Below are 23137 nucleotides of genomic sequence, written 5' to 3'. Positions count from 1 at the left end.
GGGTTCACTGTTTAAGTTGGATATACAAAGCGTATACGTTTCGTATGTCCGGCGTAAACCCCACGGGCTAAATGGCGCTGGGTCATTGACTTGCACGGCAACGCCCGGTTAATTTCGTGACATGACATTTCAAGCCTTCCGCAGCCAGCCAAGCATTATTACCGCCATTCCTCATTTGGCGGGATAGCACACGGCTGCACCCAAACCCGCCTTAGAGGCGGGTTTTGTTTTTCCGTCTCCAGGGCCATCCAAAAAAAGCCAGGAGACACCGATGAGCGCATCAACCCCAAGGGCTAGCCAAGACACCGCACTGCTTGAGCACTACGTGAAAAAGATCCTCGCCGCGCCCGTCTACGACCTGGCGGTGCGCACGCCGTTGCAGGCGGCGCCGGCGTTATCGGCGTTGCTCGGCAACACGGTGCTGCTCAAGCGTGAAGACTTGCAGCCGACCTTTTCCTTCAAGATCCGCGGTGCCTACAACAAGTTGGTGCAGCTCACCGACGAGCAAAAGGCGCGTGGCGTAGTGACGGCCTCGGCAGGCAATCACGCTCAGGGCGTGGCGCTGGCGGCGCGGGAGCTGGGGATCAAGGCGCGTATCGTCATGCCCTGCAGCACGCCGGAGTTGAAGGTCTTGGGTGTGCGCTCCCGAGGCGCCGAAGCGGTGCTGCATGGCGAGAGTTTCCCGTTCGCCCTGGCCCATGCGCTGCAACTGGCCGAGACCTCGGGCTGTACTTTCGTTTCGCCGTTCGATGACCCGGACGTGATCGCCGGCCAGGGCACCGTGGCCATGGAACTCCTGCGCCAGCAACAGGGCCCGCTGGACGCGATCTTCGTGCCGGTGGGCGGTGGCGGCCTGATCGCCGGCATCGCCGCCTACGTCAAATACCTGCGGCCGGAGGTGCGCATCATCGGGGTCGAGCCGGAAGGCTCCAGTTGCCTGCTGGCCGCCTTGCGCGCCGGTGAACGCGTGGTGCTGCCCAGCGTGGACGGGTTTGCCGACGGCACCGCAGTGGCGCAGATCGGCGCCTACGGGTTTGAAATCTGCCGCGATTGGGTGGACGAGGTCATCACTGTGAGCAACGACCAGCTATGCAGCGCGATCAAGCTGATCTACGACGATACCCGCGCCATCACCGAACCCTCCGGCGCACTGGCGGTGGCGGGCATTCGCAAGTACGTCCTGGAGCATGGTGTGCGTGCCCAGACCCTGGTGGCGGTGAATTCCGGGGCGAATATCAACTTTGATAGTTTGCGACATGTTGCTGAAAGGGTCACAGCGTACGCACACGAACTGCAGAGTTAAACGTTTAATCGTGGCTGTTCGCCGATGATATAAACGCTTCGGGCGAGGCCCGGTTTAAGTTATATAAACTTGTACCGTTCTTATGAGGAATTGTTACTACACGCGCGCATTTTGTTGAGTACGCTGAGTGGATGAAGGCGTCTTCCAAGGCTGGCAAGCGCCTGCATGACACATAACAAAACACTCTGTTGGCAGTCTCAAAAAAGGAGAGGTTAGCCATGCTTTCGGAACTAGAGCTACGCAGCATTATTGAAGGAAGTTTCCTGCCCAAACGGTGCGAATGCACCAAAGCCGAAGATGCTTCGCTGACGATCAAGGTCTACGACGACCGCGACCGTGACCGGGTGGATTTGGAAGTCAAAGGCATCAACGCAGACAAACTCGACAGCAGTCGAGCGATTTGCAACCTGATCACCGGGTTGCGTGAAGACCTCAAACATACCCATGCACCCGCCCTCAAGAGAGCGGGAGGTCGAGCCTATTACTAGGCAGACGCCTGAGAATGAACCACCGAAGACCTATGGGCCTGGACAAATGCCAGGCCCAGTACGGTTTCCGTTGCCACGGCCAGGAAAATCCCCGGTCCGGCATTGCCGCTGAACCACTCACACACGCCCAGCACAGCCAACACCAGGCAACCGATGGCAAAGCCACTGGTCATGGCGCGACGTGTGTCCGAGGGTGGCGCATGGCGGGCGCGGTAAAACATGATGCCGATGGCCAGGAACAGCGCGGCGCTGCGGCGGGCCACCAGGCCGGTGGCGTCGGACGATGTCACGCCCCACATGCCGAGCAGCAGCTCGGGGCGCAGCCCCCAGATAAGCGCGAGGGCGAAGCACAGCAGGGCGGTTGCGGTGGCGAGGGTACGAAAACTCAACGGCATGGCGATTCCTTTCGGCCTGGGGACAAGCCCGCCAGAATACGCCTATCTACGCGGTCTTGCTGTGTGACCGTGCAAGGCTCAATTCTGGAAGCTGCACGCATCGGACAGCTTGCGATAGCCCACGTCCTCGATTTTCCCGGCCTTGTCCACGAACTTGATCATGAAACCGGGCGTTCAGCCCAACTGCTGGCGATACGGCAAGTCCGGGCCGGTCTTGGTGCAGGTCAGGGCGGCTGCGCGAATCGCGAAGCCAAGCATGGCGTCGATCTGCGCCCGGGTGAGCTGTTGCAGACCGTCGACCGAATCCAACTGCTGCTCGGTCAGCCAGGCAATCAACGCCGCCTGGAAGGTATCGCCGGCGCCCACGGTGTCGGCCATCACCACCTTGACCGCCGGTTGCGACCACGTGCCATGCTGGCGGCTGAACACCGTGGCGCCGTCGCCGCCACGGGTGAGAAACACCAACTGGCACCGGTGCTGCAACCAGCCTTGCAGCACGCTTTCGGGGGATTGGTCGGGGTACAGCAGGTGCAAGTCCTCGTCGCTGACCTTGATCAGGTCGGCATGTTTGGCCAACTCCGCGACGCGGTCGCGCCATAACTGGATATCCGGTTGCGGGTTGAGGCGCACGTTGGGGTCGAGGCTGATCAGGCGCCGGCCGCTTTCGCGCCGGACCAGGGCCAGCAGGGTGTCGCCAATCGGCTGCACCACCAGGGAGAACGAGCCGATATGCAGCCCACGCACGTCATCACCCAGCACAGGCAGGTGCGCGACGTGCAGTTGCCGGTCGGCGCAGCCTTCGCCGCGAAAACTGTACTGCGGCGAGCCATTGGCGCCCACGGCGACCATTGCCAAGGTCGTCGGCGCGGCGAATTCCACCAGAAATTGCTGACTCACGCCTTCATCCTGGAGCACCTGCACCAAGCGACGGCCGAGGAAGTCAGTGGACACGCCGCCGAACAGCCCCGCCTCAATGCCCAGGCGGCGCAAGCCGACGGCGACATTGAACGGCGAACCGCCGGCAATCGACTTGTAGTTGACCTTCGACGCCAGCCCGCTGGCATCCTCTTCGCTGAAGAAATCAAACAGCGCTTCACCACACACCAGATACATAGTCGTTCGCTCTTAAAGGGTTGCCACTAGCTGTTGATAACGCTCGTACGCCTGTTGATAGGCGCGGACATTGGCCGCGACCGGCAGCGTACGGCTGGCCGGATCGACGCTCACGCATTTGTCGCACAGGCTGGCCAGGGATTCGCCGGACTGGCTCCACGCCGCCTGGATCGCCGCGCCCAGGGCGGCGGCTTCGCTTTGTTCGGTGCAGATCACTTCGGTGTTCATGATATCGGCGACCATCTGCCGCCACACCGGGCTTTTCGAGCCGCCGCCGATCAGGCGGATACTCTGGCTTTGCAGGCCGGTCTGACGCAGCAGGTCGAGGCCGTAACGCAGGCCGAAGGTGGTGCCTTCGACCACGGCGCGGCACAGGTTGGCGCGGGTCAGGTTGGTCATGGTCAGCCCGTGCAGGCTGCCGGTGGCGTGGGGCAGGGCAGGCACGCGCTCGCCGTTGAGGAACGGCAGCATGCTCACGCCGTCGGCGCCGATCGGTGCTTGCTCGACCAGGGCGTTGAAGGTGTTCAGGTCCAGCTCGAACAGCTCGCGCATCACCCCGGTGGCGTTGGTCAGGTTCATGGTGCAGATCAGCGGCAGCCAGCCGCCGCTGGATGAGCAGAAGGTCGCCACCGAGGCCTGTGGGCTCACGTTGGGCTGGTCCGAAAATGCGTAGACGGTTCCCGATGAACCCAGGCTCATGGTGATCACGCCAGGCGCGATATTACCGGTGCCGATGGCGCCCATCATGTTGTCGCCGCCGCCGCTGGCGACAATCGCATTGGGGTTGATGCCCAGGCGTTCGGCAATGGCCGGCAGAATCGTGCCGACGCTTTGATTGGCTTCAACCAATTGCGGCAGCGCCTTTTCAAGGCGTCCGCTCGGGTCGATGTGCCTGAGCAGCGCCACATCCCATTCGCGGCTGCGCACGTTGAAGTAGCCGGTGCCCGAGGCATCGCCGTATTCCGCGACGGCACGGCCGGTCAGCCAGTAATTGAGGTAGTCGTGGGGCAGCAGGACATGGGCGATTTGCTTGAAGATGTCCGGGTGCTGTTCGCGGGTCCAGAGCAGTTTGGACACGGTGTAGCCCGGCGCGATGGCCACGCCCAGGCGCTCCAGCGAGCCGCTTTCGCCGCCCAGGTGCTGCAACAGGCGCTCGTTTTCGGCGGCGGTTTCGGTGTCGCACCACAACTTGGCCGGGCGCAATACCTGGCCCTCGGCATCCAGCAAGACCAGGCCATGTTGCTGGCCGGAAACGCCGATGCCGAGGATGTCCTGGCCGTCCACGCCGGCCTGTTGCAGGGCGCGGTGAGTGGCTTCGGTAAAGGCGTCCAGCCATTCCTGGGTGTGCTGCTCGCGGCGGCCGTTGGCGCCGCTGATCAGCGTGTGCGCGGCGGCGCCGAGGCCCAGCACCTTGCCGCTGGAAGCGTCGAGGACGATGGCCTTGGTGCCCTGGGTGCCGCAGTCGATGCCGAGGAACAGGTTTTGCTGGGTCATGATGATTTGCTCAGCATTATTGTTGGAGTGTAAATGTGGGAGGGGGCTTGCCCCATCCCACATTTTTAGGCCGGTTTCTTCAGTAACAGCTTCAGCGTTTTAGTGACGCCGTTGTCACGCAAGCTCACAAAACACCGCTCGAACGCTGCCACAAACTCAGGCGAGTTGGGAATAGCCGTGCCGAAAATCTCTTCAACGCCCAGCAAGCGCTTGCTGATCAGCGCGTCATCGCTCACCAGATCCTGGAAAAACTCGGCACGTGGATCCGGGATCTTGTAGCTCACGCCGTTCTCATCCACGCCCTTCAAATACAAGGCCCAGGCGGCGACCACCAGTGCAGCGCGTTCAGTCTCGCGGCCGTCCGCGATCAGACGATTGATGGTCGGCACGGTGAACTTGGGAAATTTCGACGAACCATCCGAGCACACCCGCTCCAACTGGTCGGCAATCGCTTGGTTGGAAAAACGGTCGACCAAGGTCTGTTTGTATTCGGTCAGGTCAATTCCCGGCACCGGCGCGAGGTTCGGCGTGACGTCCAAGTCCATATAGGCGCGTATATAGGCCACAAACACCGGGTCGTTCATGGTCTCGTGCACAAACCGATAACCTTTGAGAAATCCCAGGTAAGTCAGGGCCAAATGACTGCCATTGAGCAGGCCGATCTTCATTTCTTCATAGGGCGTGACGTCATCGGTGAACTGCACGCCGACCTTTTCCCAGGCCGGGCGGCCGTTGACGAATTTGTCTTCCAGCACCCACTGCACAAAGGGTTCGCACACCACCGGCCAGGCATCGTCGATGCCGTGCTCGTCATGCAATTGCAGGCGGTGGGCGGTGCTGGTCATCGGCGTGATGCGGTCGACCATGGCGTTCGGGAAGGTTACGTTGGCCTTGATCCAGTCGTGCAGCTCGGCGTTGTGCAGGGCGGCGAAGGCCAGCAGCGCCTTGCGTGTGACGGCGCCGTTGTGGGGCAGGTTATCGCAGGACATTACAGTGAACGCCGGAATACCGGCGGCGCGGCGCTGGGTGAGGGCGGCGCAGATAAAGCCGAAGACGGTTTTGGGTGCGTTCGGGTGGGCCAAATCATGCTGGATCTGCGGCAGATGAGCCATGAACTCGCCGTTGCTGTCGTCGATGCAGTAGCCGCCTTCGGTGATGGTCAGGGAGACGATACGAATGGCGGGGTTGGCCAGTTTGTCGATCAGCGCCTGGGCGCCGTCTTCGGCCAGCAGCATGTCGCTGATGGCACCGATCACACGCACTTCGGTGTCGTCGGTGTCGCCCAGTTCATACAGGGTGAAGAGAAAATCCTGACTCGCCAGGTCGTCGCGGGCCTTGCGGTCTTCGGCCCGCAGGCCGACGCCGCAGATGCTCCAGTCCAGGCCTTCACCTGAGTTCATCAGCGCATCGGTGTAATACGCCTGATGCGCCCGGTGGAAACCGCCGACGCCGATATGGGCGATGCCCTGGCGGGTGTCGGCAATGGCGTAGGCCGGGATTTTCACCTGCCCAGCCAGTTGCGTGAGGTTCTGTTTATTCAGTTTCATAACGTAATACTCGCGAAATCAGGCGGCAGCGCGCAGTGGGCGGGCCACGGCCACGCCGTCGGTGTCGAACAGGTGGCAGTGCGCCGGGTCCAGGTGCAGGTGCAGGGTTTCGCCATACTGGCTGGCCATGTCGCCGCGGATGCGCAGGGTCAACGGCTCGCCGTTGGCGGTGTTGACGTGGCAGAACGTGTCGCTGCCCAGGCGCTCGCCCACATCGGCGGTGACGGTCAGGGTGGTTTGGCCAGGCGCTGCGATTTCCAGGTGTTCCGGACGAATGCCCAGGGTGATCGCGCTGCCGACGTTCAAGGTCGGGCCACTGAGCGGCAGGGTGATCAAGGTGCCGGCGTCCAGTTGCACTTCGCAGGCCTGGGACTCGACGCGGGTGACCTTGCCCTTGAGAAAGCCCATCTTCGGCGTGCCGAGAAAGCCCGCCACAAACAGGTTGGCCGGCTGGTGATACAGCTCCAGCGGCGAGCCGACCTGCTCGATACGGCCGCTGTTCAGCACCACCACTTTGTCGGCCAGGGTCATGGCCTCGACCTGGTCGTGGGTCACGTAGATCATGGTCGCCTGCAGTTCTTTGTGCAGGCGCGCCAGTTCCAGGCGCATCTGTACGCGCAGGGCGGCGTCGAGGTTGGACAGCGGTTCATCGAACAGGAAAATCTTCGGGTTGCGCACAATCGCGCGGCCAATCGCCACGCGCTGGCGCTGGCCGCCCGACAGTTGCTTGGGCTTGCGCTCCAGCAGCGGGCCCAGTTCCAGGATGCGCGCCGCCTCGCTGACTTTGCTTTCGACCAGCTTCTTGTCAACGCCGGCCAGGTCCAGGGCAAACGACATATTCTTGCGCACGCTCATATGCGGGTACAGCGCGTACGTCTGGAACACCATCGCCAGGTCGCGCTTGGCCGGGGTCACTTCAGTGATGTCGCGACCGTCGAGTTCGATGGTGCCTGCGCTGACTTCTTCCAGGCCGGCGATCAGGCGCAGCAGGGTGGACTTACCGCAGCCCGACGGGCCGACGAAGACCACGAACTCCTTGTCGTTCACTTCCAGGTCGATGCCTTTGATGATCGAGAAACCTTCGAAGCCTTTTTGCAGATTCTTGATTTTCAGGTTGGCCATGATGGGCCCTCCGCTAGAAATTATTATTTAACGGCGCCGAAGGACAAACCGCGTACCAGCTGTTTCTGGCTGATCCAGCCAAAGATCAGGATCGGCGCACAGGCGAGGGTCGAGACGGCGGACAATTTGGCCCAGAACAAGCCTTCGGGGCTGGAGTAGGAGGCGATCAGCGCGGTCAACGGCGCGGCGTTCGATGAGGTCAGGTTCAGCGACCAGAACGCCTCGTTCCAGCACAGGATCAGCGACAGCAACACCGTGGAGGCCAGGCCGCCCTTGGCAATCGGCAGCAGCACGCGGACCATTTCCTGCCACAGGGTGGCGCCGTCCAGGCGGGCGGCTTCGAGGATGTCCTTGGGGATGTCTTTGAAGTAGGTGTAGACCATCCACACCACAATCGGCAGGTTGATCAGGGTGTAGATGATGATCAGCGCGATGCGCGTATCCAGCAGGCCAAAACTCTTGGCCAGCAGGTAGATCGGCATCAGCACGCCCACCGGCGGCAGCATTTTGGTGGACAGCATCCACAGCAGCGTGCCCTTGGTGCGCTGGGTTTCGTAGAACGCCATGGAGTAGGCCGCTGGCACCGAGATCAGTAGGCAAAGAGCGGTGGCGCTGAAGGAAATCAGCACCGAGTTCCAGGCATAGCTGAAGTAGTTGCTGCGCTCGTTGATGTGCAGGTAGTTCTCCAGCGTCGGCGTGAAGATGAACTGCGGCGGCGTGGCGAACGCGTCGATTTCGGTCTTGAAGCTGGTCAGCACCATCCAGAAGATCGGGAAGAAGATCAGGATCGCGATGGCCCAGGCCAATGTGCCGAGCAACAGGCTCTGCAGGCGGCGGGATTGTTGAAGCGTCATGGCGCGGCCCTCAAGGCTTGTCAGTCAGGTTTTTGCCGATCATCCGCACCAGGATGATCGCCGCGATATTGGCGATGACCACGGCAATCAAGCCGCCGGCCGACGCCATGCCCACGTCGAACTGCACCAGCGCCTGGTTGTAGATTAGGTAGGCGAGGTTGGTCGAGGCGTAGCCGGGGCCGCCGTTGGTGGTGGTGAAGATTTCGGCGAACACCGAGAGCAAAAAGATCGTTTCGATCATCACCACCACGGCAATCGGGCGGGCCAGGTGGGGCAGGGTCAGGTGCCAGAAGATCGCGATGGCGCCGGCACCGTCCAGGCGTGCGGCTTCCTTTTGTTCCTGGTCGAGGGACTGCATGGCGGTCATCAGCAACAGGATCGCGAACGGCAGCCATTGCCACGACACAATGATGATGATCGACAGCAACGGATAGTGCGCCAGCCAGTCCACCGGCTCGGCGCCGAACAGCTTCCATACGGCGGCAAGCACCCCCGACACCGGGTGGAAAATCAGGTTCTTCCAGATCAGCGCACCGACGGTGGGCATGATGAAGAACGGCGAAATCAGCAGCACCCGCACCAGGCCGCGACCGAAGAACTCACTGGCCTCCAGCAAGGCACTGATCAACACGCCGAACACCACGCTGATCAACAGCACGCTGCCCACCAGCAACAGGGTATTGGTGGCGCCGGGCAGGAAGCCCGAGTCCGTAATGAAGTAGGTGAAGTTCTCCAGGCCCACGAATTGGTTTTCGCCGGGGTAGAGCAGGTTGTAGCGGATCAGCGAAAAGTACAGGGTCATGCCCAGGGGCACGATCATCCACAGCAGCAGCAAGGCCACCGAGGGGCTGACGAGAAACCAGCCAGGGTTGGCCAGGCGGTTTTTGGCGGGTGTATTCATGGGGATCAAGACCAGTCAGGTACATGCAAACGCGGTCAGTGTGGGAAGGGCAAGCCCCCTCCCACATTTGACTGTGGTGAGGCTCAGGTTACTTGGGGTAACCGGCGCGCTTCATTTCACGCTCGGTGGTGGTCTGCGCCGCAGTCAACGCCGCATCCACCGTTTGCTGGCCGGTCAACGCACCGGAGAAGAACTTGCCGACCTGCGTGCCAATCGCCTGGAATTCGGGAATGGTCACCAACTGGATACCGATATACGGCACCGGCTTGAGCGTCGGTTTGGTCGGGTCCGCGACTTTCAGCGATTCCAGGGTCACCTTGGCGAACGGCGCGGCTTTCATGTAGGCGTCGCTGTAGGTCGACTTGCGCGTACCTGGCGGTACGTTGGCCACGCCGTCGGTCTTGGCGACCAGTGCGCCATATTCCTTGGAGGTTGCCCAACTGGTGAACACTTTGGCGGCGTCCTTGGCCTTGGAGCTGGTCGGGATCGCCAGTGACCAGGAGTACAGCCAAGAAGTGCCTTTGTCGGTTTTTTCGTGTGGGGCGAAGGTGAAGTCAACGTTATCGGCCACCTTGCTCTGGGACTTGTCGGTGACAAACGAGCCGGCCACGCTGGCGTCGACCCAGATCGCGCACTTGCCGCTGTTGAACAGCGCCAGGTTTTCGTTGAAACCGTTACTGGACGCCCCCGGCGGGCCGGATTTCTTCATGTTGTCGACGTAGAAGTTCAGCGCGTCCTTCCACTCGGGGCCGTTGAATTCAGGCTGCCACTTCTCATCGAACCAGCGCGCGCCATAGCCGTTGGCCAGGGTGGTGATCAGCGCCATGTTCTCACCCCAACCGGCTTTGCCACGCAGGCACAGGCCGTATTGCTCTTTGGTTTTATCGGTGAGTTTGGCCGCGAATTCGCCGATCTGGGTCCAGGTCGGGTGTTCGGGCATGCTCAGCCCGGCGTCCTTGAACAGGTCGGTGCGGTAATAGGTGATCGAGCTTTCAGCGTAGAACGGCAAGGCGTACAGCGAGCCTTTGACGGACAAACCGTCACGCACCGAAGGGAACACGTCGTCGAGGTCGTAGGACGCCGGCAGATCCTTCATCGGCTCCAGCCAACCCTTGGCGCCCCAGAGTGCAGCTTCGTACATGCCGATGGTCAGCACGTCGAACTGTCCGCCTTGGGTGGCGATGTCAGTGGTCAGGCGTTGGCGCAGCACGTTTTCTTCGAGCACCACCCAGTTCAGCTTGATCTCGGGATGCTCGGCCTCGAAGGTCTTCGAGAGCTTTTGCATGCGGATCATGTCGCTGTTGTTGACGGTGGCAATGGTCAGGGTCTGCGCGCCAAAGCTGACGGCGCTGAGGGTCATGCAGGTAGTCATGCAAGAACAGGCAAGCAGAGTTTTTGCTGTGAACTTCATCGCGCACTCCATTTCCGCGCCCAGGGGGCTACAGAAGGACAGTTATTGTTGTTGTGTCTTCCTACGGGGAGTCAGGAAGAGTGTGCGTTGATTACAGCCTTCAAACGGGGTTGTGACAAATCCTTGGGCGCACTTGAACTGATACTTTTTTGCACTCGATCACACGGCCGTTGAACCCCTCAAGCCAGGTTCTGCTCCGTCAGCCGCTGCACCGCCAGGCGCCGGTAGTGGGAAGGGGTCATGCCCTTGAGTTGCTGAAAGCGCCGGTTGAAGTTGGAAATATTGTTGAACCCCGACTCAAAGCACACATCGGTGACGGCCTTATCGCCATCTGCCAGCAATTCGCAGGACTTGCTGATACGCAGCCGATTGACGAACTCGATAAACGTGCGCCCGGTGGCCTGTTTGAACACCCGCGAAAAGTACGTCGGCTTCATGCCCAGGTACTCAGCGACTTCCTCCAGCGGCAACTCGCGGGCGTAATGGGCAAAGATGTAGTCCACCGCCCGGTTGGTGCGGTCGATGCTGTGCTCGTCAGCCAGCTGTGGCGTGGTCACGCCGGACAGAAGCTGATAGTCCTCACACGCGCTGAGCACTTCCAGCAGGATAAAGAAGTGGCCCAGGCGTGCCATGCCCGGGGCGTCTTCGATGCGTTGCATCAGGGTCACGGCCTGGGCGATGGTCTTTTTGCAGCGGAACTCGATGCCGTACTGCGCCCGTTCCAGCAGCGGGGCAAGGGTCTTCAACTCGGTGAAGATATGGCTGCCGTTCTCCAGCAAGTCATCGGTGAAGTTCACCAGCATGTCGCGCTTGGGCACCACTTCGTCTTCCTCCACCTGGCTGATCCAGTTATGGGGCAGGTTGGGGCCGGTGAGGAACAGACTTTCAGGGTAGAAGTTGCCGATGTAGTCGCCGATAAACACCTTGCCGGAGCTGGCGACGATCAGGTGCAGTTCGTATTCCTTGTGGAAGTGCCAGCGCACCAGCGGGCAGGGGAAGCCGTGCTGGCGATAGATGATGGACAGACCGTTGTGGTCGTCCATCAGTTCGTAGGAAGGATCGGTGATGCGCGCTGCTCGGGTCATGCTGGCGTCGCTTTATTGTTGGTTGCGACCCGAATAATGCCCCCTTGTGCGCGACCCTGCCAGCGTCGGCGTTTAGAACGTGCGGTTTTTCGCCTCGATCCACTGGGACATGTACTGGGTACTTTTGTGGGCGTGATGGCGCAGCATGCTGCCGGTGAAGTTGTCGCGGCGATGAGCGGCGAGGTGACGGCGGCAATGCTCCAGGCACTCCACCAGCGCGGGGCCGTGGACGTTCTGGTCGTAGCGGCGGGCAATCAACTGGCGCCCGTCTTCCTGGGCCTGGGTCCAGCGCTCGCGGTCCTGGTACAAGGCCACCGCGGCGGCGGCCAGGGCCGGCGCGCTGGGTTCGATCATGCCCGGCCATGGCTGCTCATCACCCATGGCCTCGGCGCCGATGGGCGTGGTGATGTTCGGCGTGCCGCACAGCATCGCGTCCGCCAGCTTGCCCTTGATGCCCGCGCCAAAGCGCAGGGGGGCAAGGCAAATGCGTGCGGCGCGCATCACTTGCAGCGCATCTTCGGCCCAGTTCATCACATGAAAACCCTGGGCCGGGTTGTGCAGGGCGGTGGCCTTGGGCGGGGTGTAGGCGCCATAGATATGCAGTTGCGCGCCGGGTAACTGTTGTCGAATCAGCGGCCACAGGCTGTTCTTCATCCACAGCACGGCGTCCCAATTGGGCGCGTGGCGGAAGTTGCCGATGCTGAGGAAGTGCGCGCGGTCCTCAAAGGGAACGAAGGCTTCGGTGGCGGGCTCCAGCATCAGCGGGCACCAGTGGAACAGGGCGGCCGGCACCTTGAACTGCTCGGTCAGCAGGCGTATTTCCACATCGGAGATCATCAGGTTGATGTCGCAGCGGTAAATCGCTGCGATTTCGCGCTTGGCCACTTCGGAGCCGGCCATCAGCTGGAATTCTTCCTCCAGCGCGGGCGCAAACAGGGCGCTGAAGTCGTCGCTGTCGGGATGGGTCTTGAGGTGGTTCTTGAGCCGTTGCTGGCGTGCGTCGCGCAGGCTATGCAGGTCGCAGGTCTCCAGCACGCGCAAGGCGTCGGGGCAGTATTTTTCCACGCGCCAGCCGAACTGCTCTTCCATCATGAAACGGTCGAACAACACGATATCCGGGGCGAGTTGGCGGATAAAATCATCGAAACTGCTGTTATTGAGCTCGATGGCGCATTCGGCGATGCCCAGGGCGAGCAGGTCGGCCTTGTGTTCGCCGAGTGCGGCAGGGCTGCTGAAGGTAACCTCCCAACCTTGCGTAAGAAAAGTTTCCAGAATCTGCATCATGTGCCCGCCTGCGGCCGAGGAACGCGGCTCCGGCCAGACATAACCAATGACCAGAACTTTGGTGGCAGGAGGTTTCATCAACAACAGCTTCCTTAAAGGGCGGGCGAAAAGCGCGCAATTAAACCACAACCGGCACGCATGACAATTTGTGTCTGGCGGTAGGTCGCCACGGCACTTTGTGGTTAACTTCCGCCTCTTGAATTCGTTTAACCAAAACCCGCATAAGGATTCCGTTCATGGCTCAAGTCACCCTCAAAGGCAACCCGGTCCAGGTTGAAGGCGAATTGCCGAAAGTCGGCGCCAAAGCTGCAGACTTCACTCTGACCGCCGGCGACCTGTCGGACGCAAACCTGGAGTCCTTTGCCGGCAAGCGCAAAGTGCTGAACATCTTCCCAAGCGTCGATACCCCGACCTGCGCGACGTCGGTGCGCAAATTCAACGCCCAGGCCAATGATGTGAAAAACACCGTGGTGCTGTGCATTTCCACCGACCTGCCATTCGCCCAGGCACGCTTCTGCGGCTCCGAAGGCCTGGAAAACGTGAAAAACCTGTCGGATTTCCGCGATTCGGATTTCGCCGTTGATTACGGTGTGTCGATTGCCGACGGCCCGCTCAAAGGCCTGACCGCCCGCGCCGTCGTGGTGCTGGACGAAAACGACAATGTGCTGCACAGCGAACTGGTTGCTGAAATCGCTGAAGAACCCAACTACGAAGCAGCGCTGGCTGTTCTGAAGTAATTGTTCCAGCGCATGTCTGTCGTTTTGCAGTAACACCCGTGATACATGATTGCGGCCTGGCCTAGTCCAGGCCGTTTTCATTTGTGCTTCAGACGTTTAGGGAAATAGCCGACGGACTAAGCCCAGACGTTAAAAGTTGTAAGCCCAAGGTAAATAGCCGGTAAAGGCGCTTTTCTTAATGCGCCCCAGTGCTTATCTTTCAGCCTCCCAAAGAAGAAGCTCTCGCGCCCAATGGTTGATCACTCCATGCAATCCTCCCCCCGCAACTCCCGTCGTTGGCTGTTCGGCCTGCTCGTGCTGCTGGTTATCGCCGGTCTGTGCTGGAAATTCTGGCCCGGCGGCGCGGCCCAAAAAGACGCCCCGGCCGGGCACACCGGCAAAACCGGCATGGCGCGCCCCGGCTTCGGCGGTTCCACCGGCCCGGTGCCAGTGCGTGTGGCGCCGGCGGTGCTGGGAGAGTTTCCGGTGTACTACAAGGCCTTGGGCACCGTCACCGCGCTCAACACCATTAATGTACGCAGCCGGGTGGGCGGAGAGCTGGTGAAGATTGCCTTTGAAGAAGGGCAGATGGTCAAGGCCGGTGATCTGCTGGCCGAGATTGACCCGCGCAGCTATCAAAACGCCTTGCTCCAGGCCCAGGGCACGCTGATGCAGAACCAGGCCCAGCTGAAAAATGCCCAGGTCGATGTGGAGCGTTATCGTGGCCTGTACGCCCAGGACAGTATCGCCAAGCAGACCCTGGACACCGCCGAAGCGCTGGTTTTGCAATACCAGGGCACGGTCAAGACCAACCAGGGCGCGGTCGACGACGCCAAGCTCAACCTTGAATTCACCAGGATCCGTGCCCCGATCGCCGGTCGCGTCGGCTTGCGCCAGCTCGACGTTGGCAACCTGGTGGCCGCCAACGACACCACCGCCCTGGCCGTGATCACCCAGACCCAGCCGATCAGCGTGGCCTTCACCCTGCCGGAAAATACCCTGGAAACCGTGCTCGCCCGTTATCACGCCGGCAACAAGCTACCGGTGGAAGCCTGGGACCGTGGCGACGTCAAACAGCAGGCCATCGGCGTGTTGCAGAGCCTGGACAACCAGATCGACGTCACCACCGGCACCCTGAAATTCAAGGCGCGTTTCGATAACAAGGACAAGGCGCTGTTCCCCAACCAGTTCGTCAACGTGCACCTGCTGGCCGACACCCTGCACAACGTGGTGCTGGCGCCGTCTGCGGCGATCCAGTTCGGCAACAGCGGCACCTTCGTCTACAAGCTCGATGGCGATAAGAAGGTCAAGGTTCAGCCCCTGGTAGTCGGCGATACCGACGGTGAAAACACCGTGATCAAGGAAGGCCTGGTCGCCGGTGACCGTGTGGTGCTCGAAGGCACCGACCGCCTCAAGGAAGGCAGCGAAATCGAAGTGGTCAACGACAGCACCGAAGTCCCGACCACGCCGACTGAACACCTGCAAGGCAAACCCGCGGCGAAAGGGGAGACCGGCGCTGACGCCGGCAAGGCGCAAAAGGTCGGCGCATGAACCTGTCGCGGCTGTTTATCCTTCGCCCGGTCGCCACCACGCTGAGTATGCTGGCCATCGTCCTGGCCGGCATCATCGCGTACCGCTTGCTGCCGGTTTCGGCCTTGCCCCAGGTGGATTACCCGACCATCCGGGTGATGACCCTGTACCCCGGCGCCAGCCCCGACGTGATGACCAGCGCGGTGACTGCGCCCCTTGAGCGCCAGTTCGGGCAGATGCCCGGCCTGACCCAGATGGCGTCCACCAGCTCTGGCGGCGCGTCGGTACTGACCCTGCGTTTCAACCTCGACATCAATATGGACGTCGCCGAGCAACAGGTGCAGGCCGCGATCAACGCCGCCACCAACCTGCTGCCCAAGGATTTGCCGGCACCGCCGGTGTACAACAAGGTCAACCCGGCAGATACCCCGGTGCTGACCCTGGCCATCAGCTCCAAGACCATGCTGCTGCCCAAGCTCAATGACCTGGTCGACACGCGCATGGCGCAGAAAATCGCGCAGATCAGCGGCGTCGGCATGGTCAGCATCGCCGGCGGCCAGCGCCAGGCCGTGCGCATCAAGGTCAACCCCGAGGCCCTGGCGGCCAACGGCTTGAACCTGTCGGATGTGCGCACCTTGATCGCCGCGTCCAACGTCAACCAGCCCAAGGGTAACTTCGACGGGCCGACGCGGGTGTCGATGCTGGATGCCAATGATCAGTTGGTCTCGCCCCAGCAATACGCCGAACTGATCCTGGCCTACAACAATGGCGCGCCGTTGCGCCTTAAAGACGTCGCGCAAATCGTCGATGGCGCCGAAAACGAGCGTCTGGCCGCCTGGGCCAATGAAAACCAGGCGGTGCTGCTGAACATCCAGCGCCAGCCGGGCGCCAACGTCATCGAGGTGGTAGACCGCATCAAGGCGCTGCTGCCGAGCATCACCGACAACCTGCCGGCCGGCCTCGACGTTACTGTACTCACCGACCGCACCCAGACCATCCGCGCCTCGGTCAAGGACGTACAGCACGAATTGCTGATCGCCATCGCCCTGGTGGTGATGGTGACCTTCCTGTTCCTGCGCCGGGTCAGCGCGACAATTATTCCGTCCATCGCCGTGCCGTTGTCCCTGGTGGGCACCTTTGGCGTGATGTACCTGGCCGGGTTCTCGATCAATAACCTGACGCTGATGGCCTTGACCATTGCTACCGGCTTTGTGGTGGACGATGCCATCGTGATGCTGGAGAACATCTCCCGTTACATCGAGGAAGGCGAAACCCCAATGGCCGCCGCCCTCAAGGGCGCCAAACAGATTGGCTTCACCCTGATTTCCCTGACCCTGTCGCTGATCGCGGTGCTGATCCCGTTGCTGTTCATGGCCGACGTGGTGGGGCGCCTGTTCCGTGAATTTGCCATCACCCTGGCAGTGGCGATCCTGATTTCCCTGGTGGTGTCGCTGACCCTCACGCCGATGATGTGCGCGCGGTTGCTCAAGCGTGAGCCCAAGGAAGCAGAGCAGGGCCGTTTCTACAAGGCCAGCGGCGCCTGGATCGACTGGATGATCGAAGCCTATGGCCGCAAGTTGCAGTGGGTCCTCAAGCACCAGCCGTTGACCCTGCTGGTGGCCATCGCCACCCTGGGCCTCACCGTGGTGCTGTACCTGGTGGTGCCCAAAGGCTTCTTTCCGGTGCAGGACACCGGGGTGATCCAGGGCATTTCCGAGGCGCCGCAGTCGATTTCATTTGCTGCGATGAGCCAGCGCCAGCAGGCACTGGCCAAGATCATCCTGGCGGATCCGGCGGTGGAAAGCCTGTCGTCCTACATCGGTGTGGATGGCGATAACGCCACCCTCAACAGCGGCCGCCTGCTGATCAACCTCAAGGCCCACGGCCAGCGCGACTTGAGCGCAGCCCAGGTCATCGCCCGGCTGCAACCGGAAATCGACAAGTTGGTGGGTATCCGCCTGTTTATGCAGCCGGTGCAGGATCTGACCATCGAAGACCGCGTGAGCCGCACCCAGTACCAGTTCAGCATGTCCTCGCCGGATTCCGAGCTGCTGGCGCTGTGGAGTGACAAGCTGGTGCACGCCCTTGGCCAGTTGCCGCAACTCACCGACGTTGCCAGCGACCTGCAGGACAAAGGCTTGCAGGTGTACCTGGTGATCGACCGTGATGCGGCCTCGCGCCTGGGCGTCAGTGTGTCGACCATCACCGACGCGCTGTACGACGCCTTCGGCCAGCGCCAGATTTCCACGATCTACACCCAGGCCAGCCAGTACCGCGTGGTGTTGCAGGCCCAGTCCGGCGAAACCCTCGGCCCGGATGCGCTGAACCAGATCCATGTGAAAACCACCGATGGCGGCCAGGTGCGACTGTCGAGCCTGGCCCGTGTCGAGCAGCGTCAGGCGCAGTTGGCCATCGCCCATATCGGCCAGTTCCCGGCGGTAATGATGTCGTTCAACCTGGCCCCCGGCGTAGCGCTGGGCAAGGGCGTGGAGCTGATCAACCAGACCCAGAAGGACATCGGCATGCCGGTGGGCGTGCAGACCCAGTTCCAGGGCGCGGCCCAGGCGTTCGAAGCCTCGCTGTCGAGTACCTTGCTGCTGATCCTGGCGGCGGTGGTGACCATGTATATCGTGCTCGGCGTGCTCTACGAGAGCTATATCCACCCGATCACCATCCTGTCGACCTTGCCGTCGGCCGCGGTGGGCGCCTTGCTGGCCTTGCTGCTCAGTGGCAATGACCTGGGCATGATCGCGATCATCGGCATCATCTTGCTGATCGGTATCGTCAAGAAGAACGCGATCATGATGATCGACTTCGCCCTCGACGCCGAACGCAACCAGGGCCTTGACCCGCAGACCGCGATTTACCAGGCCGCGCTGTTGCGTTTCCGGCCGATCCTGATGACCACCCTCGCGGCGTTGTTCGGTGCGGTGCCGCTGATGCTGGCCACCGGCTCCGGCGCGGAATTGCGCCAGCCGCTGGGCCTGGTGATGGTCGGCGGCCTGCTGGTGAGCCAGGTGTTGACGCTGTTCACCACGCCGGTGATCTACTTGTACTTCGATCGCCTGGGGCGCCGCTGGCGCAAAGAGCCGCAACGCCTGGAGCCGGTCGAGCCATGAACCTGTCCGGACCTTTCATCCGCCGGCCGGTAGCGACCCTGCTGCTGAGCCTGGCGATCATGTTGCTGGGCGGGGTGAGTTTCAACCTGTTGCCGGTGTCGCCGCTGCCGCAGATCGACTTCCCGGTGATCGTGGTTTCGGCAAGCCTGCCGGGGGCCAGCCCTGAGGTGATGGCCTCGACCGTGGCCACACCGTTGGAGCGCTCCTTTGGTGCGATTGCCGGCATCACCACCATGAGCAGTTCGTCGAGCCAGGGCTCAACCCGGGTGATCCTGGCGTTCGACTCCGACCGTGATATCAACGGCGCGGCGCGGGAAGTGCAGGCGGCGATCAACGCCTCGCGCAACCTCTTGCCCAGCGGCATGCGCAGCATGCCCACCTACAAGAAGATCAACCCGTCCCAGGCGCCGATCATGGTGCTGTCGCTGACCTCGGACGTGTTGCAAAAGGGCCAGCTCTACGACCTGGCCTCGACCATCCTGTCCCAAAGCCTGTCCCAGGTGCCGGGCGTGGGCGAAGTGCAGATCGGCGGCAGTTCACTGCCGGCGGTGCGCATCGAGCTGGAACCCAAGGCCCTCGACCAGTACGGCGTGGCCCTGGACGATGTGCGCAATACCATCGCCAACGCCAACCAGCGCCGGCCCAAGGGTTCCCTGGAAGACAGCGAGCGCAACTGGCAGATCCAGGCCAACGACCAACTGGAAAAAGCCAAGGACTACGAACCGCTGCTGATTCGCTACCAGAACGGCGCGGCCCTGCGCCTGTCGGATGTGGCGAAAATCACCGACGGCGTTGAAGACCGCTACAACAGCGGCTTCTTCAACAATGAGCCGGCGGTGCTGTTGGTGATCAACCGCCAGTCCGGCGCGAACATCATCGAGACCGTCCGCCAGATCAAGGCGCAACTGCCGGCGTTGCAGGCCGTGCTGCCGTCCAGCGTCAAGCTCAGCCTGGCCATGGACCGCTCGCCGGTGATCACCGCCACCTTGCACGAAGCCGAGATGACCCTGCTGATTGCCGTCGGGCTGGTGATTCTGGTGGTGTACCTGTTCCTCGGTAACTTCCGCGCCTCGCTGATCCCGACCCTGGCGGTGCCGGTGTCGCTGGTGGGCACCTTTGCGGTGATGTACCTGTACGGGTTTTCGCTGAACAACTTCTCGCTGATGGCGTTGATCCTGGCCACCGGCCTGGTGGTAGACGACGCCATCGTGGTGCTGGAGAACATTTCCCGGCATATCGACGATGGCGTGCCGCCCATGAAGGCGGCGTACCTGGGCGCCGAGGAAGTCGGCTTTACCTTGCTGTCGATGAACGTGTCGCTGGTGGCGGTGTTTCTCTCCATCCTGTTCATGGGCGGGATCGTTACCAGCCTGTTCCGTGAGTTTTCCATCACCTTGTCGGCGGCGATCATTGTCTCGCTGGTGGTGTCCCTGAGCCTGACCCCGATGCTCTGCGCCCGCTGGCTCAAGCCCCATGTCAAAGGCCGGATGACCGGCTTGCAGCGCTGGAGCCAGAAGATCAACGACCGCATGGTCGCCGGCTACGCCACGAGCCTGGACTGGGTGCTGCGCCATCGGCGCCTGACCTTGCTCAGCCTGTTGATCACCGTGGGCGTGAACATTGCGCTGTACGTGGTCGTGCCGAAAACTTTCATGCCCCAGCAGGACACCGGCCAGTTGATCGGCTTTGTGCGCGGCGATGATGGCCTGTCGTTCAGTGTGATGCAGCCGAAGATGGAGATCTTCCGCCAGGCCGTGCTCAAGGATCCGGCGGTGCTCAGCGTGGCCGGCTTTATTGGCGGCAACAACGGCACCAACAACGCGGTGATGCTGGTACGCCTCAAGCCTATCAGCGAGCGTAAAGTGTCCGCCCAGGCGGTGATCGAGCGCCTGCGCAAGGACGTGCCGCTGGTGCCGGGTGGGCGCCTGTTCCTGATGGCCGACCAGGACCTGCAATTTGGCGGCGGTCGCGACCAGACCAGTGCGCAGTATTCCTACATCCTGCAAAGCGGTGATCTGGCCGCACTGCGCCTGTGGTACCCGAAAGTCGTCACCGCGTTGCGCGGGCTGCCGGAACTCACCGCCATCGACGCCCGTGAAGGTCGCGGCGCGGCCCAGGTCACGCTGATTGTCGACCGTGACCAGGCCAAGCGCCTGGGCATCGACATGGACATGGTCACCGGGGTGTTGAACAACGCCTACAGCCAGCGGCAGATTTCCACGATCTACGACAGTCTCAACCAGTATCAGGTGGTGATGGAGGTCAACCCCAAATACGCCCAGGACCCGATCACCCTGAACCAGATGCAGGTCATCACCGCCGATGGCGCGCGCGTGCCGTTGTCGACCATTGCCCATTACGAGAACAGCCTGGCGGATGACCGTGTGAGTCACGAAGGCCAGTTCGCCTCGGAAAACATCGCCTTCGACATGGCCGAAGGGGTGACGGTGGAGCAGGGCACAGCGGCTATCGAACGGGCGATTGCCAAGGTCGGTTTGCCCGAAGATGTGATCGCCAAGATGGCCGGCACCGCCGATGCCTTTGCGGCGACGCAGAAGGGCCAGCCGTTCATGATCCTCGGCGCGCTGGTGGCGGTGTACCTGGTGTTGGGCATTCTGTACGAAAGCTACATTCACCCGCTGACAATCCTCTCGACACTGCCTTCGGCCGGTGTCGGCGCGTTGCTCGCCATCTACCTGACGGGGGGCGAGTTCAGCCTGATCTCATTGCTGGGCCTGTTCCTGTTGATCGGCGTGGTGAAGAAGAATGCGATCCTGATGATCGACCTGGCACTGCAACTGGAGCGCAATAATGGGATGGGCCCCCTTGAATCAATTCGCAGCGCCTGCCTGCTGCGGTTGCGGCCGATCCTGATGACCACGTTGGCGGCGATTCTCGGTGCCTTGCCCTTGCTGCTCGGCATGGGCGACGGCGCGGAAATGCGCCGCCCCCTGGGCCTGACCATCATTGGTGGCCTGGTCTTCAGCCAGATCCTGACCCTTTACACCACTCCGGTGGTTTACCTTTATCTCGACCGCGCGCGCCATCGTTTCAACAAATGGCGCGGCGTGCGTACCGATGCTGCCCTGGACACTGCGCTATGACCGATTCAACCTTTGCCAAATTGGCCATGACCCGCGGTTCCCGCGTCGCGAGCCTGGTGCTTTGCGGTGCATTGCTCAGCGCCTGTGCCATCGGCCCGGATTACAAACGCCCGGATGTCATCGAACCGGCGCAATTCAAGGAAGCCCAGGGCTGGCGCCAGGCCACGCCGAGTGATTCCCTGGCCCGTGGCGCCTGGTGGGAGTTGTACGGCGACCGTCAGCTCAACGACCTGGTGGTGCGCCTCAATACGGCCAACCAGACCGTGGCCCAGGCCGAGGCACGTTTTCGCCAGGCCCAGGCGTTGGTGCGCAGCTCACGCGGGGCGTTTTACCCGACGGTCGACCTGAGCGCCGGTAAAACCCGCGCCAGCCAGGGCACCGGCAGCAGCAGCGCCAGCCTCAGCAGTTCCAGCAGCGGTATCCGCGACACCCTCAATGCCCAGCTCGGGGTGAGCTGGGAAGCCGACATCTGGGGCAAACTGCGACGAGGCCTGGAGGCCAACGAGGCCAGCGCCGAAGCCAGCTCGGCAGACTTGGCGGCGATGCGCCTGAGCCAACAGTCCGAACTGGTGCAAAGCTACCTGCAACTGCGGGTCATGGACGAGCAGACCCGTCTGCTGCAAGCCACGCTGGACACCTACCAGCGTTCCCTGCAAATGACCGAAAACCAGTACCGCGCCGGTGTCTCCGGCAAGGACGCGGTGGCCCAGGCGCAAACCCAGCTCAAGAGCACCCAGGCCAGCCTGATCGACCTGATCTGGCAGCGTGCGCAACTGGAAAACGCCATCGCCGTATTGATCGGCGAAGCCCCGGCCAACTTCAACCTCGCCGTGAGCAAGGACATTCCAGCATTGCCGCAGATTCCCGTGAGCCTGCCGTCGCAACTGTTGGAGCGCCGCCCGGACATCGCCTCGGCCGAACGCTCGGTGATCGCCGCCAACGCCAATATCGGCGTGGCCAAGGCGGCGTACTACCCGGACCTGAGCCTGAGCCTGGCCGGCGGCTACTCCAGCAGCACCTACGCCGACTGGATCAGTCTGCCGAACCGCTTCTGGTCGGTGGGGCCGAAACTGGCGATGACGTTGTTCGATGGCGGCCAGCGCTCGGCTGAGGTCGACCGTACTGTGGCCAGCTACGACGAAACCGTGGCCAAGTACCGCCAGACGGTGCTGGATGGCTTCCGCGAAGTGGAAAACTACATGGTCCAGCTCAAAGTGCTGGAAGACGAGGCGGTGGTCAGCAATGAAGCGCTGGACGCGGCACGCGAGTCGCTGCGCCTGACGCAGAACCAGTACAAGGCGGGGCTGATTGCCTATCTGGATGTGGTCACCGTACAAGCGACTGCCCTGAGTAACGAGCGTACCGTATTGACCTTGCTGCAAACGCGCCTGGTAGCCAGTGTGCAGTTGATCGCGGCGCTGGGCGGTGGTTGGGATGGCAAGACCGCGATTGATGCCAAGGACTAGCATCGTGCTCCAAATGTGGGAGGGGGCTTGCCCCCGATAGCCATAGGTATCTACACAACTTCCAGTGGATGCTGAATCTATGGCAAATGGGCTGTTGTGGTGAGCGGGCTTGTCCCGCGCTGGGCTGCGCAGCAGCCCCAATAGGGTCACCGCAGAGTGCCAGAATCAATCGAGGTGAACGTTTTGGGGCTGCTTCGCAGCCCAG

17 protein-coding genes and 1 pseudogene are annotated in these 23137 nt (G+C 61.9%); 7 read left to right on the top strand and 11 right to left on the bottom strand.

Going from position 1 to position 23137, the window contains the following annotated elements; translation table 11 throughout:
- Window positions 1-271 precede the first annotated feature (271 nt).
- Together ilvA and NDJ82_RS11330 are read left to right on the top strand one after the other, a co-directional pair.
- Window positions 272-1303, top strand: a complete 1032-nt coding sequence (gene ilvA, locus NDJ82_RS11335) for a threonine ammonia-lyase, biosynthetic (protein WP_250925479.1) — start codon at window positions 272-274, stop codon at window positions 1301-1303.
- Window positions 1304-1521: 218 nt separating this feature from the next.
- Entirely contained in the window at window positions 1522-1791 is a 270-nt protein-coding gene (locus NDJ82_RS11330; protein WP_112195074.1) for a DUF1652 domain-containing protein, read from the top strand.
- On the opposite strand, the gene NDJ82_RS11325 is transcribed toward NDJ82_RS11330, so the two are convergent.
- The 11 genes and pseudogenes from NDJ82_RS11325 to NDJ82_RS11275 form a co-directional block, all read right to left on the bottom strand.
- Entirely contained in the window at window positions 1788-2186 is a 399-nt protein-coding gene (locus tag NDJ82_RS11325) for a hypothetical protein (RefSeq protein WP_112195076.1), read from the bottom strand. The genes NDJ82_RS11330 and NDJ82_RS11325 overlap by 4 nt on opposite strands.
- A gap of 78 nt (window positions 2187-2264) precedes the next feature.
- Window positions 2265-2345 (bottom strand): annotated as a pseudogene (locus tag NDJ82_RS11320) (DUF2790 domain-containing protein); the annotation flags it as partial.
- 15 nt (window positions 2346-2360) lie between these two features.
- Complete coding sequence (locus NDJ82_RS11315; RefSeq protein WP_250925478.1) at window positions 2361-3299, bottom strand: carbohydrate kinase family protein; 939 nt, start codon at window positions 3297-3299, stop codon at window positions 2361-2363.
- A 12-nt stretch (window positions 3300-3311) separates the two neighbouring features.
- Window positions 3312-4793, bottom strand: coding sequence for a xylulokinase (xylB, locus tag NDJ82_RS11310; protein ID WP_250925477.1), 1482 nt, complete (start codon window positions 4791-4793; stop codon window positions 3312-3314).
- Between the two features lie 65 nt (window positions 4794-4858).
- Window positions 4859-6340, bottom strand: a complete 1482-nt coding sequence (locus NDJ82_RS11305; RefSeq protein WP_250925476.1) for a mannitol dehydrogenase family protein — start codon at window positions 6338-6340, stop codon at window positions 4859-4861.
- Window positions 6341-6358: 18 nt separating this feature from the next.
- Window positions 6359-7462 carry an ABC transporter ATP-binding protein gene (locus NDJ82_RS11300; protein ID WP_158878991.1) on the bottom strand — a complete coding sequence of 368 codons (1104 nt, stop codon included), beginning with the start codon at window positions 7460-7462 and terminating at the stop codon, window positions 6359-6361.
- Between the two features lie 23 nt (window positions 7463-7485).
- Window positions 7486-8316, bottom strand: coding sequence for a carbohydrate ABC transporter permease (locus NDJ82_RS11295; RefSeq protein ID WP_017848429.1), 831 nt, complete (start codon window positions 8314-8316; stop codon window positions 7486-7488).
- Between the two features lie 10 nt (window positions 8317-8326).
- Window positions 8327-9217: a carbohydrate ABC transporter permease gene (locus NDJ82_RS11290; RefSeq protein WP_099585188.1), complete on the bottom strand. Its 891-nt coding sequence runs from the start codon at window positions 9215-9217 to the stop codon at window positions 8327-8329.
- An 88-nt stretch (window positions 9218-9305) separates the two neighbouring features.
- Window positions 9306-10589: an ABC transporter substrate-binding protein gene (locus tag NDJ82_RS11285; RefSeq protein ID WP_502941235.1), complete on the bottom strand. Its 1284-nt coding sequence runs from the start codon at window positions 10587-10589 to the stop codon at window positions 9306-9308.
- A gap of 218 nt (window positions 10590-10807) precedes the next feature.
- Window positions 10808-11713 (bottom strand): AraC family transcriptional regulator, encoded by a 906-nt coding sequence (locus tag NDJ82_RS11280; protein ID WP_250925474.1) that lies wholly within the window; start codon window positions 11711-11713, stop codon window positions 10808-10810.
- Between the two features lie 72 nt (window positions 11714-11785).
- The gene (locus NDJ82_RS11275) at window positions 11786-13075 is read right to left on the bottom strand and encodes a glycosyltransferase (protein ID WP_250925473.1); all 1290 of its coding nucleotides are present in this window, start codon (window positions 13073-13075) and stop codon (window positions 11786-11788) included.
- Window positions 13076-13233: 158 nt separating this feature from the next.
- Between NDJ82_RS11275 and tpx the strand changes: the two genes are divergently transcribed.
- From tpx to NDJ82_RS11250, 5 genes are all read left to right on the top strand, one after another.
- Entirely contained in the window at window positions 13234-13734 is a 501-nt protein-coding gene (gene tpx / locus NDJ82_RS11270; protein ID WP_250925472.1) for a thiol peroxidase, read from the top strand.
- 231 nt (window positions 13735-13965) lie between these two features.
- Entirely contained in the window at window positions 13966-15264 is a 1299-nt protein-coding gene (locus NDJ82_RS11265) for an MdtA/MuxA family multidrug efflux RND transporter periplasmic adaptor subunit (protein WP_158878994.1), read from the top strand.
- Window positions 15261-18362 (top strand): MdtB/MuxB family multidrug efflux RND transporter permease subunit, encoded by a 3102-nt coding sequence (locus NDJ82_RS11260; protein WP_250925471.1) that lies wholly within the window; start codon window positions 15261-15263, stop codon window positions 18360-18362. Before NDJ82_RS11265 ends, NDJ82_RS11260 begins: the two co-directional genes overlap by 4 nt.
- Entirely contained in the window at window positions 18359-21466 is a 3108-nt protein-coding gene (locus NDJ82_RS11255; protein WP_191959425.1) for an efflux RND transporter permease subunit, read from the top strand. The genes NDJ82_RS11260 and NDJ82_RS11255 overlap by 4 nt, the downstream gene beginning before the upstream one ends.
- Window positions 21463-22932 (top strand): efflux transporter outer membrane subunit, encoded by a 1470-nt coding sequence (locus NDJ82_RS11250; protein ID WP_284738589.1) that lies wholly within the window; start codon window positions 21463-21465, stop codon window positions 22930-22932. Before NDJ82_RS11255 ends, NDJ82_RS11250 begins: the two co-directional genes overlap by 4 nt.
- Window positions 22933-23137 lie beyond the last annotated feature (205 nt).

It is taken from the genome of Pseudomonas sp. SR18 (assembly GCF_023701505.1).
Taxonomy (GTDB): Bacteria; Pseudomonadota; Gammaproteobacteria; order Pseudomonadales; family Pseudomonadaceae; genus Aquipseudomonas; species Aquipseudomonas cyclaminis.
This window is presented reverse-complemented; position numbering and strand designations above follow the sequence as displayed.

Bases quoted from the DNA above. Each gene is read 5' to 3' on its own strand.
- ilvA (WP_250925479.1), top strand. From the start codon at position 272: ATGAGCGCATCAACCCCAAGGGCTAGCCAAGACACCGCACTGCTTGAG.
- NDJ82_RS11330 (WP_112195074.1), top strand. From the start codon at position 1,522: ATGCTTTCGGAACTAGAGCTACGCAGCATTATTGAAGGAAGTTTCCTG.
- NDJ82_RS11325 (WP_112195076.1), bottom strand. From the start codon at position 2,186: ATGCCGTTGAGTTTTCGTACCCTCGCCACCGCAACCGCCCTGCTGTGC.
- NDJ82_RS11315 (WP_250925478.1), bottom strand. From the start codon at position 3,299: ATGTATCTGGTGTGTGGTGAAGCGCTGTTTGATTTCTTCAGCGAAGAG.
- xylB (WP_250925477.1), bottom strand. From the start codon at position 4,793: ATGACCCAGCAAAACCTGTTCCTCGGCATCGACTGCGGCACCCAGGGC.
- NDJ82_RS11305 (WP_250925476.1), bottom strand. From the start codon at position 6,340: ATGAAACTGAATAAACAGAACCTCACGCAACTGGCTGGGCAGGTGAAA.
- NDJ82_RS11300 (WP_158878991.1), bottom strand. From the start codon at position 7,462: ATGGCCAACCTGAAAATCAAGAATCTGCAAAAAGGCTTCGAAGGTTTC.
- NDJ82_RS11295 (WP_017848429.1), bottom strand. From the start codon at position 8,316: ATGACGCTTCAACAATCCCGCCGCCTGCAGAGCCTGTTGCTCGGCACA.
- NDJ82_RS11290 (WP_099585188.1), bottom strand. From the start codon at position 9,217: ATGAATACACCCGCCAAAAACCGCCTGGCCAACCCTGGCTGGTTTCTC.
- NDJ82_RS11285 (WP_502941235.1), bottom strand. From the start codon at position 10,589: ATGACTACCTGCATGACCCTCAGCGCCGTCAGCTTTGGCGCGCAGACC.
- NDJ82_RS11280 (WP_250925474.1), bottom strand. From the start codon at position 11,713: ATGACCCGAGCAGCGCGCATCACCGATCCTTCCTACGAACTGATGGAC.
- NDJ82_RS11275 (WP_250925473.1), bottom strand. From the start codon at position 13,075: ATGAAACCTCCTGCCACCAAAGTTCTGGTCATTGGTTATGTCTGGCCG.
- tpx (WP_250925472.1), top strand. From the start codon at position 13,234: ATGGCTCAAGTCACCCTCAAAGGCAACCCGGTCCAGGTTGAAGGCGAA.
- NDJ82_RS11265 (WP_158878994.1), top strand. From the start codon at position 13,966: ATGGTTGATCACTCCATGCAATCCTCCCCCCGCAACTCCCGTCGTTGG.
- NDJ82_RS11260 (WP_250925471.1), top strand. From the start codon at position 15,261: ATGAACCTGTCGCGGCTGTTTATCCTTCGCCCGGTCGCCACCACGCTG.
- NDJ82_RS11255 (WP_191959425.1), top strand. From the start codon at position 18,359: ATGAACCTGTCCGGACCTTTCATCCGCCGGCCGGTAGCGACCCTGCTG.
- NDJ82_RS11250 (WP_284738589.1), top strand. From the start codon at position 21,463: ATGACCGATTCAACCTTTGCCAAATTGGCCATGACCCGCGGTTCCCGC.